We start from the raw sequence: 16,425 nt of genomic DNA, 5'->3' as shown, positions 1-16,425 counted from the left end.
CCCCCCCCCCCCGCGAGTCCAGTGCTCCGCACGATCCCGGTCAGGTCTGCTCGTCGGGCCCGCGCCTCCGTCGGTCCCGGCGCACGAGCCAGAGGCCGATGCCAGCTCGGATCACGAAGACAGCCCCGAGACCGCCGATGATGCGTGCGGCGGACGACGTGTCGCCCAGCACGGGCAGCTCGTCCTGGGGCTGCAACAGCAGCACGATCGCGACGACCACGCACACGGCCCCGGCGACCATCAGCCGACGGGCGTCCCGCGCCGGGCCGCTCAACGAATCGCGACCTCCGTCGGTCGTCGTGTTCCCCAGGGCGCTTCCCCCTCGGGCACGGCAATGAGCTCGTCCTCGCTGCGAGCCTACGCAGCGCCGCGGTCGGCGGGTCGGAGGGCTCGCCTCGGTGCGGCAGGGGCGGGAGTCGTGGGCCAGGATTGCTGATCCACTCCGGAGTGGATCAGCGCTGCTGGACCGTACTTCCGGGGTGGCGCCGAGGGCGCTCGGGGAGTGCGGCGGGTTCCTGTCCTCGTCGGCGTGCCGGCGCCCGCCCGCCGGGAAGGACACGGACCCGCCTGAGTCAGCCGCGCGCTAGCGTGGCGCGATGGACCTCCCCGTGACCTACGACGCGTCCGCCGACTGCGCCTACATCCAGCTCGTGCCGCGCGTCGGCCGCGGCGCCGCCGTCGCCCAGGAGGTCGTCGAGGCCCCCGGTGACCGCGCCACCGTCGTGCTCGACTTCGACGCCGAGGGGCGCCTGCTCGGGATCGAGGTCGTCGGAGCCCGCGCCGCGCTCGCCGAGTCGGTGCTGGAGCACGCCACCCGCATCGGGTGACGAGCCCGGAGGCTCACGCCCCTGCGGCGGCCTCTGCCCCGCCCGACGCCCTGCCCTCCACCACGCCCTTCCGCAGCAGGAAGCACCCGTACGGCCCCCAGTCGCTGGTCCGCACGACCGCGAACGCTCCACGGGCCGCGGCGTAGAAGTCGAACCGCTCCAGCGCCTCCACCGGCACGGCCCCGCCGACGGCGGCGTCGACCGCGGCCTGCACGGCGTGGTGCACCGGCACGAGCCGGTCGGGGTCGCCCACCACCGCCATCCGCGTCACGGGTGCCTCGACGAACGTGTCGAGCGGCATCAGCGACAGGACGGCGCCCACGGCCCGCGGCAGGTCGCAGCCCGCGAGGTCGACGACGGTGCCGTGGGTGGTGTGGGCCGCGATCGACGCGGCCGGGTGGTTCACGTCGCAGAGCAGCAGCTGGTCGCCGTGCCCCATCGACATGAGCACCGACAGCAGCTCGGCGGTGAGGACGGGGTCGATGCCCTTGAGCACGAGGGGCTCCTTCAGGAAGGGAGGGGACGGGGGGAGTCGCGGTGCACGACGACCGGGCCGGCCACCTCCCGCAGGAGGCACCGGCCCGGCCGTCGCCGTGCCTCACTCCCGGGCGGCGGCCCGGGTGTTCAGCTGGTCGAACGCGACGGCCACGAGGATCAGCAGGCCGATCGCGATCTGGAGGTAGAACGAGTTCACGGCCAGCAGGTTGCCGCCGTTGTTCAGCACGCCGATCAGCAGCGCCCCGCAGGCCGCGCCGATCGCGCTGCCCCGTGCCCCGGAGAGGCTCGCGCCGCCGATCACGCACGCCGCGATCGCCTGCAGCTCGAAGCCGGTGCCCGCCGTGGGCACGCCGGCCCCGAGCCGCGAGGTCAGCAGCACGCCGCCGACCGCCGACAGCAGCCCCGCGATGCCGTAGACCGTGATGGTCACCAGCCGCACCGGCACTCCGGCCAGGCGCGCCGCCTCCGGGTTCGAGCCGACGGCGTAGACGTACCGGCCGAAGACGGTGCGCTTCAGCACGAAGGCCGCGATCGCCGCGATGACGACGAACAGGATCAGCAGGTTCGGCACGCCGACCACCGAGCCGTTGGCGATCGTCTGGAAGCCCTCGGGCAGGCCCTGGATCGTGTTCGCGTCGGTGATCACGAGGACCACGCCCCGGGCGATGCCGAGCATGCCGAGGGTCGCGATGAACGGGGGGAGCTTGAACCTCGTCACCAGCAGCCCCGTGATGATGCCCAGCACCGCCCCGACGAGCGCGCCCAGGATCAGCGCGAGCGGGATCGGCACGCCCGCGACGAGCAGCTGCGCGGTGACCGCCCCGGCGAGGCCGAGGATCGACCCGACCGAGAGGTCGATGCCCCCGGTGAGGATGACCATCAGCTGCCCGATGGCGAGGATCCCGAAGATCGACACCTGGCGGGCCAGGTTCGCGAGGTTGTTGCCGGTCAGGAAGTCGTCGCTCGCGAGCGTCAGCGCTCCGAACACGACGAGCAGGACGATCAGCACCCCGCTCTCGCGGCCGGCGATGCTGCCGAGGGTCGTGACCCGCGGCTTGGTCGACGCCCGGGCGGCCGCGGCCGCGGCGTCGTCGCCGTTCCGCACCACCCGGATGGTCGTCGTCTCGATGGGTTCGCGCCACATCAACTTAGGCATGGGGGACTTCCTCGATGTTCTGTCGGGTGACCGGGTCGGTGCGGGGGTCGTGCCTGAGCGGCGGGACGCCGTGCAGGTGGTCGGCGGGGTCGTCGACCCCGCCGCTGGCGAGGCGGAGCACGTCCTCCTCGGAGGCGCCGCCCGGCAGCTCGCCCGCGACGGCGCCCTCGCGGAGCACCACCACGCGATCGGCGAGGCCGAGCAGCTCGGGCAGGTACGACGAGACGACGACGACCGCGAGGCCGCGGCGGGCCAGGTCGTTGATCACGTCGTAGAGCTCGCCCTTGGCGCCGACGTCGATGCCCTTCGTCGGCTCGTCGAACATGATGACCCCGGGCTTCGTCAGCAGCCAGCGGGCGAGCAGCACCTTCTGCTGGTTGCCCCCGGAGAGCGTCGAGACCGGCTGGTCGTACGAGCCGGCGCGGATGCGGAGGCTGTCGAGCAGGGCGTCGGCCTCGTCGGACTGTGCCCGGCCGGGCAGCAGCCCCCGTCGGGAGCCGACGCGCAGGCTCGCGATCGTCACGTTCTCGCGGATGGACAGCTCCGGCAGCAGGCCGAGCACCTTGCGGTCCTCGGTGAGCAGGGCCACGCCCGCGTCCATCATCGTGCGCGGCCCGTCGGGCCGGACCACGACGCCGTCGACGAGGATCTCGCCCTCCGCGACCGGCTCCGAGCCGAAGACGCTGAGCAGCAGCTCGCTGCGCCCCGAGCCGAGCAGGCCCCCGATGCCGAGGATCTCGCCGCCCCGGGCCTCGAGGTCGATGGTCGGGCTGTCCGGCGTGCGCCGCAGGCCCCGGAGGCTGAGGCGCGCCGGGTGGACCTCGCGCGCCTCGTCCGGGTACAGGCTCGACACCTCACGGCCGACCATGGCGTTGATCAGCGTGTCCTCCGTGTAGTCGCTCATCGGCCCGCTCTGCGACAGCTCGCCGTCGCGGAGCACCGTGACCCAGTCGCCGACGGCGAACATCTCCTCCAGGCGGTGGGTGACGTAGAGGATCGCGACGCCCTCCGCCTTGAAATTCCGGATCTGGTCGAGCAGCCGGTCGGACTCGGCCTCGGTCAGCGCCGTCGTCGGCTCGTCGAAGACGATCACCTTGACGGAGTCGGCGGTGACGACCTTCGCGACCTCGACGAGCTGCTTCGTCGCGGCGGGCAGCCGCTCGACGACGACGTCGGGGTCGACGTCGGCGAGGCCGAGCGAGTCGAGCACGAACCGGCAGCGGTCGTGCAGGTCTCGGGAGCGGATCACGCCCGAGCGCGCCGGCAGGCGGCCCATGAACATGTTCTCGCCCACCGAGAGGTGCGGCAGGAGGCTGAGCTCCTGGTAGACGGCCTGCACGCCCGCGCCGCGGAGGGCGGCCGGGGTGGCCGTCGTGACCGTGCGGCCGTCGATGTCGTAGTCGCCCGAGTCGCGGGGCAGCGCCCCCGTGAGCACCTTGATCAGCGTCGACTTGCCGGCGCCGTTCTCGCCGGCGAGGCAGTGCACCTGCCCCGCCACGAGCTTGAGCGAGACGCCGCTGAGGGCCTGGACGGCGCCGAACGCCTTCGAGACGTCGGTGAGCTGCAGCACGGCAGCGCCCTCGGGCTCGCGGACGGTCATCCGTTGGTCTCGGCAGTCTGCGGCTCGAGGAGCGACTTGATCTCGGGGCTCTCCATGTTGTCGCGGTCGGCCACGGCGACGCCGGGGTCGAGGCTCGCGGGCGGGATGCGCCCCTGCGTCGCCATCGCGGCCTCGACGACGCCCTGGTAGCCGAGGAACCAGGGGTTCTGCACGACCAGTGCGTCGATGCTGCCGTCGGCCAGGGCGGCGTTCTCCGCCGGGTCGGAGTCGAAGGCGACGACGACGATGTCGTCGGACGCGTCGTTGTCCTTGATGGCGGTGGCCGCGCCGACGCCGGAGCTGTTGTTGTCGGCGAAGACGCCCACGAGGTCGGAGTTCGCCGAGATGGCGTCGTTCACCTGCGAGGCCGCCGTGCCGATGTCGTTGTTGTTGTAGCTCTGCAGGCTGGAGTCGATGTCGGGGCAGCCTGCCGCGAGCCCGGCCCGGAAGCCCGCGTCGCGGTCCTGGTTGGCCTCGATGCCCGCGATCGGGGCCTCGACGAGCACCTTGCCGGTGGTCGTGCCCGCGTCGGTGAGCAGCTGGCACATGCGCTCGCCGGCGGCCGTGCCGGCGAGGACGTTGTTCGTGCCGATGTGGCCCTCGATGTCGGCGGTGACCTTCGTGTCGGCCGTGATGACCTTGATGCCGGCCGCCCGCGCCTGGTCGATGGAGGCGTTCAGGGCCTCGCTCGAGCTGGGCGCGATGAGGATGGCGTCGGCGCCGCGCGAGACGGAGTTCTCGACGAGCTGCACCTGCCCGGCGATGTCGGTCTCGGAGGTCGGTCCGAAGGTCGCGACCTCGATGCCGTAGTCGGCCGCGGCGGCCTCGGAGCCGGCGAGCAGGGTCTGCCAGTAGGCGGAGTCGCTGGCCCGGATGATGACGTCGACCTTGACTCCGGACGCCGCGCCTCCCTCACCCCCTCCGCTCGATGCCGCCTCGGAGACCGTGGCCCGGCCGCCGACGACGCCGCCGACGAGGGCGACGAGGGCGATGGTCGCCACGAGGGAGAGGGAGAAGACTGTTCTAGATCGCGCCATTGCGTGTCCACCTGTGTGTGAGAAGGGGTCGGGGGGTGTTCGTCGTGCGGGGTGGTGCGGGTCGGTCGGGTCGTGCGGGGTCGGGCGGGGGCCCGGGGGAGTCGCGGGCCGGGTGCCTCCGCACGCGCGGGTCGCGGGGAGGCACCGGCCGGGGCCCGAGGAGTCTCGGGACGCCCTCGACGAGGGGTCAGGCGCCGGGAGCGGGGACGGCGACGCTCATCAGCTCGTTGCGGAGGCGCTGCGAGGCGATGCCGTCGGCCTGGTCGATGACCGAGGTGATGTGGTCGACGCCGACCGCCTCGATCTTCGCGATGAGCAGCTCGACGGTGGCCCGGTTGGTCTCCGCCTCCTCCTGTGCGTCCTCCCGGATGGGGAACGTGTCGAAGTAGATGACGCCGTCGTAGTCGTGGCGGAGCAGGTAGTAGAGGAACTCGATCGTCTCGAAGGGGTGGATCGAGCCGATCATGAGCCCGTCGTCGTGGTCGTTGTTGCCGTCGTTGAGGTGGACGCCCCACAGCTTGCCCTCGGCGAGCAGCAGCGCGGCGCCGAAGCCGGGCGCGTCGCCGGCCATCAGCATGTGCGCGAAGTCGAGCGTCGCGCCGACGTTGGGCCGGTCGATCAGCTGGAGGACGTGCAGGGTCTGCCCGACGCTGCGGATGACCGAGTGCACGCGCTCCTCGTAGGGCTTGTACTCGATGCTGATGCGGACGTCGGGGCGGTGGTCGGCGAGCTCCTGGAAGGCCTCGACGATGCGGCCGAGGTCACGCGCGTAGTCCTTCTGGAACGTGTAGTCGAAGCCGTCGTAGCCGAGCCAGACCGTCACGAGGTCGCTGCCGCCGAGGGCCGCGGCGTCGATGCCGGCCTTCGTCAGCTCGATGGCCTCGCGGCGGACCGCCTCGTCGCGGTTGCTGTACTCGCCGTGGACGAAGTCCTTGCGGAAGCGCATGGCGACGCTGTTGAGCGAGAGCCCGAGCTCGTCGAGGAGGGGCTTCATGTCGGCGGGCTCGATGCCGACGAAGTGCTCGGGGTAGTTGAGGTCGACGTGGTCGATGCCCTTCGTCGCGCTGATGCGGCGGAGGGCTGCGGCGGTGTCTCCACCGGCGATGAACGAGTTGAGGCGCGTGGCGAACTTCATGGTGGCGACCGTACGGAGCATGACCGGGATTGTCAAGCAGTGTCATTATTAGTCACGCTCAGCGGCCGGATGAGCGCGTTCGCCGCACCAGCATGCTGATCGTCTTTGACAACCGTCGTCATCGCCGCCTACTGTCGGCCCTGGCGGCGGCACGTCGTCGACACGACGAAGTGGAGGACCGCATGACGGCGCACGCCATCCTGGTGGTCGGCAGCATCAACTACGACCTGATCGTCAGCCAGGAGCGGCTGCCGCGGCGGGGCGAGACGCTCGTCTCCACCGGGTTCCGCGCCGACCCCGGCGGCAAGGGCGCGAACCAGGCCGTCCAGGCAGCCCGCCTCGGCGCCTCCGTCCGCTTCGTCGGCGCCGCGGGGGCGGACCAGCACGGCGAGATCTGCCGCGCCGCCCTCGAGCGCGAGGGCGTCGAGTTCCGGCTGCGGCCCACCGGCGCGGCGGCCGGCCTCGGCATCGTGCACGTCGTCGGCGACGGCGAGGTGCACGCGACGATCGTCGAGGGGGCGAACGCCGTCGTGACCGGCGAGTGGGTCGACGAGAACGCCGACCTCGTCGCGTCGTCGGCCGTCGTCGTGCTGCAGAACGAGGTGCCCGCGTCGGCGAACGAGCGGGCGGTGGCGCTCGCCGCGGCCGCGGGCGTCCCGGTCGTCTACAACGCCGCGCCCGCCCGGCCCGTGCCGCTCGAGGTGACCCGCGCCTGCGCCTGGTTCGTCGTCAACGAGGACGAGGCGGCCGAGTACCTCGGGCGCCCCCTCGGCGACGTCGCCGACGACGCGGCGATGCGGGCCGCGGTCGCCGAGCTGGCGGCGTTCTGCGCCTCCGTCGTCCTGACCCTCGGCAGTCGCGGCTGCTATGTTCTCGAGGGCCGACGGGTGGAGTTCGTGGGGGCGGTGCCCGCCCGCGCGGTCGACACGACCGGCGCCGGCGACTCGTTCATCGGGGCCTTCGCCGTCGCGCTGGCCGGCGGGGTCGACCCGTTCTCGGCCGCCCGCACCGCCGCGCTCGTCGCCTCGATCACCGTCGCGGGGATGGGGGCACAGTCCAGCATGCCGACCCGGGAGGACCTCGAGGCGTGAGATCGTTCGCCAGGCACCAGCTGATCCTCGACCGTGTCGCCTCGGGCGACTCGATCCTGATCGACGACCTCGTCACGGCCACGGGGGCGTCGCCCTCGACCGTGCGCCGCGATATCCGCGAGCTGGAGCAGTCCGGCCACGTCGTGAGCCTGCGCGGAGGGGCGATCCGTGCCGAGGAGCGCTCGGCCGAGCTGCCGGCGGCGATGAAGTCGCAGATCAACCGCGACGAGAAGGTCGCGATCGCCCGCGCCGCCGCCGCCATGGTGGTCGAGGGCGAGACGATCTACGTCGACTCGGGCACGTCGCTGACCGAGTTCATGGTGGCTCTGCCGAACATCGACGTGCACGTCATCACCTCGAACACGCAGGTGCTCGGCATGGTGCCCCGGCCCCGGGTGACCGTGACGGCGCTCGGCGGCGACTACCTGCCCGACATCGGCTCGGTCGCCGGCACGATGACCGACCGGCAGCTCGAGGACCTCTACTTCGACCGGGCCTTCATCGGCGTCACCGGCATCGACGCTGAGGCCGGGGTCACCACCTTCGACATCCGCGAGGCCAACAAGAAGCGCCTCGTGCAGGCGCACAGCCGCGAGACCGTCGTGCTCGCCGACAGCAGCAAGTTCGGCGTGGTCTCGCTCTGCCGCTCGTTCGGCCTCGGCGTCTGCACGGTCGTGAGCGACCGCGCCGACCCGGTGCTCGACGCCGCGGCGGCCTTCGTCGTCGCGCCGCGCCTGCGCTGAGCCGCACCAGCGGTGAGCCACGCGAGGGCGCTGGCCGTGCTCCGGGGTGCGCTCCCGCGCGAACGGAGATAGTCTCCTCTTCGTGATGCGGAGAGGTCCTCCGCATCGTGACGCCAGGAGGACGCCGTGCCCGACACGACCACCCGCGGAGCCAGGGCTCCCCGCGCCGACGCGCTCCGCAACCGCGAGCACCTCCTCGCCACCGCCGAGCAGCACTTCGCCGAGCACGGCGTCGGCGGCTCCCTCGACGCGATCGCGAAGCGGGCGGGCGTCGGCGCCGGCACCCTGTACCGCCACTTCCCGACGCGTGAGGCCCTGCTCGCGGCCCTGCTGACGGCCCGCGACGACGCGCTCGTCGCACGCCGCGACTCCCTCAGGGCCGGCCGCGACGACGGCACCGTCGACGCGGGCGACGCCCTGCACGGCTGGCTCGACGCGGTGATCGACTGGGCGGGGGCGTTCGACGGCCTGCCCGGGCCCCTGCGCGCCGCCACGCTCACGAGCGACTCGCCCCTCGCGACGACCTGCCAGGGCTTCGTCACCGTGACCGAGGAGTTCCTCGACGCCGCCCGCCGCGACGGCGCCGCCCGGAGCGACGTGCGCGCCCGCGACCTCTTCCTCGCCGCCCTCGCCACGAGCTGGGTGCGGGGCGCCGCGCTCGCCGACGACGACTCGGCCGACGGGCTCGCGGCGCTCGCCCGCCGGGGGTGGCAGGCACGTCCGGCAGCCGCGGGCGACGACGACTGACGGCGGCCGCCGGCCCCCAAGACCAAGACCAAGACCACGACCAGGAGGCACCATGACCGACACCACCACCCCCACCCCCACCACCACCCCCCTCACCAGCATCGGCGTCATCGGCAGCGGCGACATCGGCAGCGGCCTCGCCCGCCTCGCCGTGGCGGCCGGCCTCGACGTCGTCGTCGCGAACTCGCGCGGGCCGGAGTCGCTCGCGGGCCTCGTCGAGGAGCTCGGCCCCCGCGCCCGCGCCGCCGCTCCCCGCGAGGCGGCGGAAGCCGGCGACCTGGTCGTGCTCGCCGTCCCGCTCGGCGCCTACGCGGCGCTGCCCGTCGACGCCCTCGCCGACCGCGTCGTGCTCTCCACCGGCAACTACTACCCGCACCGCGACGGGCGCATCGCCGAGCTCGACAGCCTCGAGCTCGCCACCGCCGAGCTCGAGCAGCGGCTGCTGCCCGGCGCGCTCGTCGTCAAGGCGTTCAACGGCATCCTCGCCCACCACATCCCGGCGCTCACGGGCTCGACCCCGCGCACGGCGCTCGCCGTCCAGGGCGACGACGCGACGGCCAAGGCCCGGGTCATGGAGCTCGTCGACCTGCTCGGCTTCGAGCCGGTCGACGCGGGCTCGCTCGCCGAGTCGTGGCGCACCGAGCCCGAGTCGGGCGCGTACACCCCGATCTACGCGGCCGACGCCGCGGCCCTCGCCGTCGACCACCTCGCCGACCCGGGCGCGCCCGTGACGGCGGAGCGCCTCCGCGAGCTGGTCGCCGCGTCGCACCGCGCGGACGTCGCCGCCCGCCAGTTCTGAGGGCCCCGGGGAGGCGCGGGTCGGCCCGCCGGGGGAGGTCACGCCGGTACGGCGGGTCCGTGTCCTCCTGGGCGGGTCGGCGCCGACCCGCCCAGGAGGACGGGAACCCGCCGCACCCGCCGGGCGCCCGCGGCCCCGCGCCTCCCGCTAGCGTGGTGCGAGGCCCACCCGCATCTCGACGACGAGGACACGCACGCATGGCTCTCCGACCCCTCCACGACGACTGGACCCTCGAGGCCGTGAGCGGCCCGGTGCCCGGCGAGGTCGCGGGCCGGCGAATCCCGGCCACCGTGCCCGGCGTCGCCCACACCGACCTGCTCGCCGCGGGGATGGTCACCGACCCGTTCGACGGCGACGCCGAGGCCGCTCAGCAGTGGATCGGCGACACCGTCTGGCGCTGGCGGACGACGTTCGAGTGGCACGACGACGGCTCCGACCGCCACGACCTCGTCGCCGAGGGGCTCGACACCGTCGCCCGCGTCGAGCTGAACGGCGTCGTCGTCGCCGAGACCGAGAACCAGCACCGCTCGTACCGCGTCGACGTGCGCCACGCGCTGACCGACGGCGACAACCACCTGGTCGTGACGTTCGCCGCGCCCGTGCCCGAGGTGGAGTCGCGGGTCGAGCGCCACGGAGCGCTCCCGCACGTCAACCACCACCCCTTCACGATGCTGCGGAAGTCCGCCAGCAACTTCGGCTGGGACTGGGGCGTCGACGTCGCCACCAGCGGCATCTGGCGACCGATCGGGCTCGACAGCTGGTCGGGCGTGCGCATCGCGTCCGTCCGGCCGCTCGTCGACGTCACCGATGAGGGCGGGGTGCTCGACGCCCACGTCGAGCTCGAGTGGGCGACCCCCGTCGCCCCGGCCGCCAGCGCCGCCGCCGAGACCGAGGTGACCGTCCTCGTCGACGGGCACCGCGCCTCCTCGGCGGTCGCCCCCGGCACGACGCAGGTGCGGCTCACGGTCGTCGTTCCCGACGCCGAGCTCTGGTGGCCCCGCGGCCACGGCGCCCAGCCGCTCTACCCCGTCACCGTCACGGTCGGCAGCAGCAGCGAGACCGAGCCGTGGGAGGCGCGGGTCGGCTTCCGCACCGTCGCCCTCGACACGGCCCCCGACGAGCACGGCGCGCCCTTCGTGCTGAGCGTCAACGGCCAGCCGGTGCAGGTGCGGGGCGCGAACTGGATCCCCGACCACGCCTTCCTCACCGAGATGACGCCCGAGCGCTACCGCCTCCGCGTCGCCGACGCGACCGACGCGAACATGAACCTCCTGCGCGTGTGGGGCGGCGGCGTCTACGAGTCGCACGACCTCTACGACGCGTGCGACGAGGCCGGCGTGCTCGTCTGGCAGGACTTCCTCTTCGCCTGCNCCCGCCTCAGCCGCCACACGAGCCTCGTGATCTGGAACGGGAACAACGAGGCCATCTGGGGCTACGTCGACTGGGACTGGCGTCGCCAGCTCGCCGGCCGCACCTGGGGCGAGGGCTACTACTTCGACCTGCTGCCGCGCGTCGTCGCCGAGCTGGACGGCACCCGGCCGTACTCGCCGGGCAGCCCGTGGTCGTTCGGCGAGTACCTGCACCCGAACGACGCCGCGAACGGCACCATGCACATCTGGGACGTCTGGAACCGCCTCGACTACACGGCCTACCGCGACCACGAGCCGCGCTTCGTCTCCGAGTTCGGCTTCCAGGGGCCGCCCGCCTGGTCGACGCTGACCTCGGTCGTGCACGACGAGCCGCTCGCCCCGTACGGCCACGAGATGCTCGTGCACCAGAAGGCCGAGGACGGCAACCTCAAACTAGAGCGGGGCCTCGACGGCCACCTGCCCGCGCCCTCGACGATCGAGGACTGGCACTGGGCGACCCAGCTCAACCAGGCCGCGGCGATCCGCTTCGGCGTCGAGCACTTCCGCTCGCTGGCGCCGCGGAACACCGGCGTCGTCGTCTGGCAGCTGAACGACGACTGGCCCGTCGTGTCGTGGGCGGCGGTCGACTTCGCGGGGCACCGCAAGCCGCTCTGGCACGTGCTCCGGGCCGTCTACGAGGCGCGGCTGGCGACGCTCCAGCCCCGCGCCTCCGGCCTGGCCCTGGTGCTGCTCAACGACACCGACGAGGCGTGGAGCGGCACCGCCACGGTCGCCGCCGTCGCGTTCGACGGCGGGCGCCGCGACGAGGTCGCGATGCCGGTCACGGTCGAGGCGCGGGGCAGCACCACGGTCTCGCTGCCGGCCGCGCTCGTCGACGGCCTCGACCCCGCCGCCGAGCTGCTCGTCGCCGACCTGCCCGGCTTCGGCGCCGGCCGCGCCCGGTGGGACGCCGCCGAGGTCGTCGACCAGCAGCTCGACCCCGGTGCGGTGGAGGCGGTGGTCGCCCTCGCCGAGACCGCTCCCGGCGTCGCGCTGGTCACCGTCACCGCCCGCAGCTACGCCCGCGACGTGACCCTGCTCGTCGACCGGGTCGACCCCGGGGCCGTGGTCGACACGGGCATGGTGACGCTGCTCGCGGGGGAGTCGGCGACGTTCCGGGTGACCGGGGTCGCCGAGTCGGACGCCGAGCGGCTCACCGCCGACGACGTCGTGCGGCACGCGGGCGACCTGCAGGGCTGACGCCCGGGCCCGCGGCGCGCGCTACGGGCGACGCAGGACGAAGTTCGTCATCACCTGCGACATGACGAGCTGCTCGTCGGCGTCGACCAGCTCGATGCGCGTGCGGAGGATGCCCCGGTCGGGCCGCGAAGCCGACGGCCGCGCCTCGAGCACCGTGAACCGGGCGGTCAGCTGGTCGCCGGGGTGCACCGGGCGGTGCCAGCGCAGCTCGTCGACGCCGGGCGACGACAGGCTCGTCTCGCCGTTCAGCCAGTGGTCGACGAGCAGTCGCATCATGATCGCGGTCGTGTGCCAGCCGCTGGCGATGAGCCCGCCGAACGGGCCGGCGGCGGCCCACTCGGCGTCGACGTGCATCGGCTGCGGGTCGAAGGCGGTCGCGAAGGCGACGATCTCGTCGGCCGTGACCGTGGTGGGGCCGTACTCGGCGTGGAAGCCGGGCGGGTAGTCCTCGAAGTGCCGGTCGGGCAGGGGCGTGGTGAAGGGGTCGAGCACGGAGCCAGTCCACCACGCGCGCGCCTCCCGCGCGCAGTGGTCGAGTGGTCACGAACTGCTGCTCCCGGGGCGGGGGACGAACAGATCGTGACCACTCGGCCCGCCGCACCTACCGTCGCGCGACGACCGCCCAGCCGTGGGCGCCGACGACGAGCTCGTCGCCGTCGAGCCCCGCGTCGCGCCCGGCGAGGAACTCGCCCGGCGCCGGGTCGGCCACCCGCAGCGGCTCGTCGCCGAGCGAGAGGGCCACGACCAGCGCGACGTCGCCCGCGCCCGCACCCGAGCCCGCACCCGCGTCCCCGCCCGCCCCGGGCCGCAGCTCGAGCACGAGCGACTCCTTCGTCACCGACACCGTCCGCGACCGGGCCGTGTACAGCCACGGGTGACGGCGACGGAGCCCGATCATCTGCTGGTGCAGCGCCAGGGCGGCGGGGTCGGCGTCGGGCACGAGCGACACGACGTCGTCGCCCGACCAGCGGGGGAAGGCCGGGCGCACCGCGTCGTCGCCGCCGACCCGCTCCTCCTTCACGGCCCGCAGCCCGAGCTCGTCGCCGTAGTAGACCGACGGCACCCCGCCGAGGGTGAACAGCAGCACGGTCGCGTGCGCGTGGTGGCGCTCGTCGTCGACCTGGCTGGCGATGCGGGTGACGTCGTGGTTGCCGACGAAGGTCAGCGGCACGAACGCGTCGAGGAACTCGTCGTGCCGGGTGAGGGCCCACGCCAGCTCGTGCAGGTTGACGCTCTGCAGCGCGTGCCAGACGCCCTGCCAGAGCTCGTACTGGGTGACCGCGTCGAGCCCCGCCTCGCGCACGATCGCGGCGTAGTCGCCGTGCAGCACCTCGCCGACCACCCACACGTCGGGGTGGCGCTCGCGGACGGCGGGCAGCACCGTCGCCCAGAACGAGGTCGGCACCGAGTAGGCGGCGTCGAGGCGCCAGGCGTCGGCGCCGCGGTCGCTCCAGTGCGTCATCACGTCGGTGACGAGCCGTGCCACCTCGGGCGACGCGTGGTCGAGGGCGATCAGCCCGCCGTGGCCCTCGAAGGTCGCCAGGTCGCCCGACCCGTCACGGCGGAACAGCGCGGCCGCCGGCGACGACGGGTCGGCGCGGGCCTCGACCAGCGGCGGGAACTCGGGGCCGACGTGGTTGAAGACGCCGTCGAGCATCACGCGGACGCCCTTCCCGTGCGCCGCGTCGATCAGCGTGACGAGGTCGTCGTCGCTGCCGAGCCGCGGGTCGACGTGCATCCAGTCGATGGTGTCGTAGCCGTGCGTCGACGACGCGAACACGGGCCCGAGCGCGAGCCCGTTGGCGCCGAGCGCGACGAGGTGGTCGAGCCACGGCACGAGGTCGAGGAGGCGCGGTGCCGGCGAGCGGTCCGCCCCGGTCGTGTCGGCCCCCACGAACCCGAGGGGGTACACGTGCCACCACACGACGTGCTCCGTCCAGGCCGGGGCGCCGCTCGACGTGGGGGCCACGCCCGGGCTCGGGGCGTCGGACGGGGCGGGGGCGTCGGGCTGCTGCATGCCCGCCACGGTACCGACGCGGGCGCTGCCGACGCCCAGGCACGCGCCTCCCCGGGGCCCTGGCCGATGCGCGAGCCCCCCTCCCTCGGGGGTCGCCCGCGACCTTGCTGAGGAGCGCTCACAGGTTTATCTTGGTGACCGTAACAACCGGACGTCGTCGGGCCCTCACCACGCCCGTGCGGTCGGCGCACCGCGGTCTCACCAGCCGCCTCCCGCGCCCCTCCGTGGCACTCCGTCGACCGGACATGCTGCACCCAAGGATCAGGACACCCCGTCATGCGCACCGCCACGCCCCGTGCTGCCCGCCTCGCCGCCGTCATCGGCGTCCCGCTCGCCCTCGTCGCCTCCGGGCTCGTCGTCTCGAACGCGTCGTACTCGGCGTTCAGCGCGCAGACGAGCAACCCCACGAGCAACTGGACCACCGGCTCGGTGAAGCTCACCGACAACGACGCCGACGTCGCCCTGTTCAGCGCCGTCAACCTCAAGCCCGGCTCGACCGGCACGAACTGCATCACCGTCACCTCGACCGGCAGCCTGCCCTCGACCGTGAAGCTCTACGGCACCGGTGCCGTCAACGTCAGCAGCGACCTCGGCCTCAAGACCACGCTCAAGATAGAGCAGGGCACCGGCACCTGCCAGGCGTTCGTCGCCGCGGGCACGGGCGGCACCGTCTACGACGGCACGCTCGCCGCGTTCCAGACGGCGCGCTCCAGCTACGCGAACGGCGCCGACGCGTGGGTGACGACGGGCAACCCGACGGGGGCCGACTCCACCGCCGAGAACCGCCTGTACAAGTTCACCTACACCGTCGCGTCGGACCTGCTCAACACGTCACAGGGCGTGAACGTCAAGCAGGGCTTCACCTGGGAAGTCCAGAACAACAACTAGCCGTCCCCGGGCGACGGCGCGGCTCGTGCCGCGCCGCCGCCCGCCCCGCGTCACGGACCCCACGTCGAGAGGGGAGGCCGCCATGTCGGCGACGGCACAGCACGTCGCGAGCCCGCTGCGGGGCTCGACCCGCGCCTCCTCGCCGACCCTGTCGACCCTGCCGACGGCGCGGACCGGCGTCGAGGACTGGTCGCGGATCGTCGTCGCCACGGTCGCCCGCGGCGTGATCGTCGCGCTGCTGGGGCTCGCCTTCTGGGCCGCGGCGCCCGCGGTGCTCGGCTGGCACCCGACGACGGTCGTGACCGGATCGATGGAGCCGCGCATCCGCGTCGGCGACGTCGTCGTCTCGCGCCCCGTGCCGATGGACCTCGTCCAGACCGGGCACGTGCTGCTCGCCGACGACCCCGACCAGCCGGGGCACCTGCGCCTGCACCGCTACGCGGAGGCGCTGGCCGGCGGCCTGATGGTGACCAAGGGCGACGCCAACGCCGCCGCCGACTCGACGCCGATCGGGGCGTCGGCGGTGCACGGGGTCGGGTTCCTCCGCGTGCCGTCGATCGGCATGCCCGTCGTCTGGGCCCGCGAGGGCAGGTGGGTGCCGCTCGCGATGGTCGCCCTCGGGGTGCTCGTGCTGCTGGCGCTGACGACGGTCGACCGCGAGCAGCGGCGGATCTGCGCCGATGCCGATGCCGAGGCCGAGGCCGCGGCCGCGGCAGGTGCCGGGGAGTCGCGGGTCGGCATGGGTCTGCCCGCCCTCGTCGCCTGGCCGAGCCGGCGGTCGATCCGCCACCGGGCGCGGAGGCTGCGGCGCCTGCGCGCCGCGTCGTCCGCCCTCGCGCTCGCGATGCTCGTCACGGCCCCGCTCGCGACGCTGCCCACCGAGGCGGCGGCGGCGCCGTTCTTCGCCCGGACGGCGACGTCGGCGTCGTTGACGGCGGGGACGGTGGACGCGGCCTCCGCCTTCACCTGCGCCCCGATCGCCGGGGGCGTCCGCATCGGCTGGAGCTACGCGGGCGAGACCCCGTCCACGCTGCGCTTCAGCGTGTCGTCGGGGACGACGACCGCGACGACCACGGCGTCGACGGACCGCGCCGTCGACTTCAAGCCGGGCGGCGTGCTCGTGCTCGGGTCGCAGCAGCTCACGGTCACGACCCAGCTCGTGGGGCAGTGGACGAAGCCCGTCCCGAACGCGGTGCGCATCAGCGTGGTCTCCGTCGTGGGGCTCGGGCTGGTCGTCACCTGCGGCTGACCCGGGGCTCCGGTCTCGGGCTGAGGCCT

The 16,425-nt window shown here is 73.7% G+C and carries 15 protein-coding genes and 1 pseudogene; 8 read left to right on the top strand and 8 right to left on the bottom strand.

Going from position 1 to position 16,425, the window contains the following annotated elements:
* Positions 1-40: 40 nt before the first annotated feature.
* Positions 41-241, bottom strand: a complete 201-nt coding sequence (locus tag ASF82_RS13095; protein ID WP_056057795.1) for a hypothetical protein — start codon at positions 239-241, stop codon at positions 41-43.
* A gap of 355 nt (positions 242-596) precedes the next feature.
* Between ASF82_RS13095 and ASF82_RS13090 the strand changes: the two genes are divergently transcribed.
* Positions 597-827 carry a DUF2283 domain-containing protein gene (locus tag ASF82_RS13090; RefSeq protein ID WP_056057792.1) on the top strand — a complete coding sequence of 77 codons (231 nt, stop codon included), beginning with the start codon at positions 597-599 and terminating at the stop codon, positions 825-827.
* A 13-nt stretch (positions 828-840) separates the two neighbouring features.
* Here ASF82_RS13090 and ASF82_RS13085 read toward each other — a convergent pair whose 3' ends face one another.
* The 5 genes from ASF82_RS13085 to ASF82_RS13065 all read right to left on the bottom strand — a co-directional run bounded on the left by ASF82_RS13085 (position 841) and on the right by ASF82_RS13065 (position 6,253).
* Positions 841-1,323: an RbsD/FucU family protein gene (locus ASF82_RS13085; protein ID WP_056057789.1), complete on the bottom strand. Its 483-nt coding sequence runs from the start codon at positions 1,321-1,323 to the stop codon at positions 841-843.
* Between the two features lie 102 nt (positions 1,324-1,425).
* Entirely contained in the window at positions 1,426-2,481 is a 1,056-nt protein-coding gene (locus tag ASF82_RS13080) for an ABC transporter permease (RefSeq protein WP_056057786.1), read from the bottom strand.
* Positions 2,474-4,081 carry a sugar ABC transporter ATP-binding protein gene (locus tag ASF82_RS13075; RefSeq protein ID WP_156370143.1) on the bottom strand — a complete coding sequence of 536 codons (1,608 nt, stop codon included), beginning with the start codon at positions 4,079-4,081 and terminating at the stop codon, positions 2,474-2,476. Before ASF82_RS13075 ends, ASF82_RS13080 begins: the two co-directional genes overlap by 8 nt.
* Positions 4,078-5,082 carry an ABC transporter substrate-binding protein gene (locus ASF82_RS13070; protein ID WP_197981568.1) on the bottom strand — a complete coding sequence of 335 codons (1,005 nt, stop codon included), beginning with the start codon at positions 5,080-5,082 and terminating at the stop codon, positions 4,078-4,080. The genes ASF82_RS13075 and ASF82_RS13070 overlap by 4 nt, the downstream gene beginning before the upstream one ends.
* 223 nt (positions 5,083-5,305) lie before the next feature.
* On the bottom strand, positions 5,306-6,253 hold the full coding sequence (locus ASF82_RS13065) for a sugar phosphate isomerase/epimerase (protein ID WP_056059192.1): 948 nt from the start codon (positions 6,251-6,253) through the stop codon (positions 5,306-5,308).
* Between the two features lie 182 nt (positions 6,254-6,435).
* Between ASF82_RS13065 and ASF82_RS13060 the strand changes: the two genes are divergently transcribed.
* The 5 genes and pseudogenes from ASF82_RS13060 to ASF82_RS16370 form a co-directional block, all read left to right on the top strand.
* Positions 6,436-7,344, top strand: coding sequence for a ribokinase (locus ASF82_RS13060; RefSeq protein WP_056059190.1), 909 nt, complete (start codon positions 6,436-6,438; stop codon positions 7,342-7,344).
* The gene (locus tag ASF82_RS13055; RefSeq protein WP_056057779.1) at positions 7,341-8,087 is read left to right on the top strand and encodes a DeoR/GlpR family DNA-binding transcription regulator; all 747 of its coding nucleotides are present in this window, start codon (positions 7,341-7,343) and stop codon (positions 8,085-8,087) included. The genes ASF82_RS13060 and ASF82_RS13055 overlap by 4 nt, the downstream gene beginning before the upstream one ends.
* 126 nt (positions 8,088-8,213) lie before the next feature.
* The gene (locus tag ASF82_RS13050; RefSeq protein ID WP_056057776.1) at positions 8,214-8,834 is read left to right on the top strand and encodes a TetR/AcrR family transcriptional regulator; all 621 of its coding nucleotides are present in this window, start codon (positions 8,214-8,216) and stop codon (positions 8,832-8,834) included.
* Between the two features lie 52 nt (positions 8,835-8,886).
* A complete protein-coding gene (locus ASF82_RS13045; RefSeq protein WP_056057773.1) occupies positions 8,887-9,633 on the top strand; it encodes an NADPH-dependent F420 reductase in 747 nt (248 codons plus the stop codon).
* Between the two features lie 197 nt (positions 9,634-9,830).
* Positions 9,831-11,003: pseudogene (locus ASF82_RS16370) on the top strand (glycoside hydrolase family 2 protein); the annotation flags it as partial.
* Between the two features lie 1,260 nt (positions 11,004-12,263).
* Here ASF82_RS16370 and ASF82_RS13035 read toward each other — a convergent pair.
* The gene (locus ASF82_RS13035; protein WP_056057766.1) at positions 12,264-12,734 is read right to left on the bottom strand and encodes a MaoC family dehydratase; all 471 of its coding nucleotides are present in this window, start codon (positions 12,732-12,734) and stop codon (positions 12,264-12,266) included.
* A gap of 109 nt (positions 12,735-12,843) precedes the next feature.
* The gene (locus ASF82_RS13030) at positions 12,844-14,259 is read right to left on the bottom strand and encodes an alpha-amylase family glycosyl hydrolase (RefSeq protein ID WP_082514629.1); all 1,416 of its coding nucleotides are present in this window, start codon (positions 14,257-14,259) and stop codon (positions 12,844-12,846) included.
* Between the two features lie 276 nt (positions 14,260-14,535).
* Between ASF82_RS13030 and ASF82_RS13025 the strand changes: the two genes are divergently transcribed.
* Positions 14,536-15,147: a hypothetical protein gene (locus ASF82_RS13025; protein WP_056057763.1), complete on the top strand. Its 612-nt coding sequence runs from the start codon at positions 14,536-14,538 to the stop codon at positions 15,145-15,147.
* Positions 15,148-15,229: 82 nt separating this feature from the next.
* Complete coding sequence (locus ASF82_RS13020; RefSeq protein WP_056057760.1) at positions 15,230-16,396, top strand: hypothetical protein; 1,167 nt, start codon at positions 15,230-15,232, stop codon at positions 16,394-16,396.
* Positions 16,397-16,425 lie beyond the last annotated feature (29 nt).

Origin of the sequence: Frigoribacterium sp. Leaf164, from assembly GCF_001423665.1 — a bacterium.
Classification (GTDB): Bacteria; Actinomycetota; Actinomycetes; order Actinomycetales; family Microbacteriaceae; genus Frigoribacterium; species Frigoribacterium endophyticum.
This window is presented reverse-complemented; position numbering and strand designations above follow the sequence as displayed.

Coding starts and splice junctions, on each gene's coding strand:
- ASF82_RS13095 (WP_056057795.1), bottom strand. CDS start 241: ATGGTCGCCGGGGCCGTGTGCGTGGTCGTCGCGATCGTGCTGCTGTTG.
- ASF82_RS13090 (WP_056057792.1), top strand. CDS start 597: ATGGACCTCCCCGTGACCTACGACGCGTCCGCCGACTGCGCCTACATC.
- ASF82_RS13080 (WP_056057786.1), bottom strand. CDS start 2,481: ATGCCTAAGTTGATGTGGCGCGAACCCATCGAGACGACGACCATCCGG.
- ASF82_RS13075 (WP_156370143.1), bottom strand. CDS start 4,081: ATGACCGTCCGCGAGCCCGAGGGCGCTGCCGTGCTGCAGCTCACCGAC.
- ASF82_RS13065 (WP_056059192.1), bottom strand. CDS start 6,253: ATGAAGTTCGCCACGCGCCTCAACTCGTTCATCGCCGGTGGAGACACC.
- ASF82_RS13060 (WP_056059190.1), top strand. CDS start 6,436: ATGACGGCGCACGCCATCCTGGTGGTCGGCAGCATCAACTACGACCTG.
- ASF82_RS13045 (WP_056057773.1), top strand. CDS start 8,887: ATGACCGACACCACCACCCCCACCCCCACCACCACCCCCCTCACCAGC.
- ASF82_RS13030 (WP_082514629.1), bottom strand. CDS start 14,259: ATGCAGCAGCCCGACGCCCCCGCCCCGTCCGACGCCCCGAGCCCGGGC.
- ASF82_RS13025 (WP_056057763.1), top strand. CDS start 14,536: ATGCGCACCGCCACGCCCCGTGCTGCCCGCCTCGCCGCCGTCATCGGC.
- ASF82_RS13020 (WP_056057760.1), top strand. CDS start 15,230: ATGTCGGCGACGGCACAGCACGTCGCGAGCCCGCTGCGGGGCTCGACC.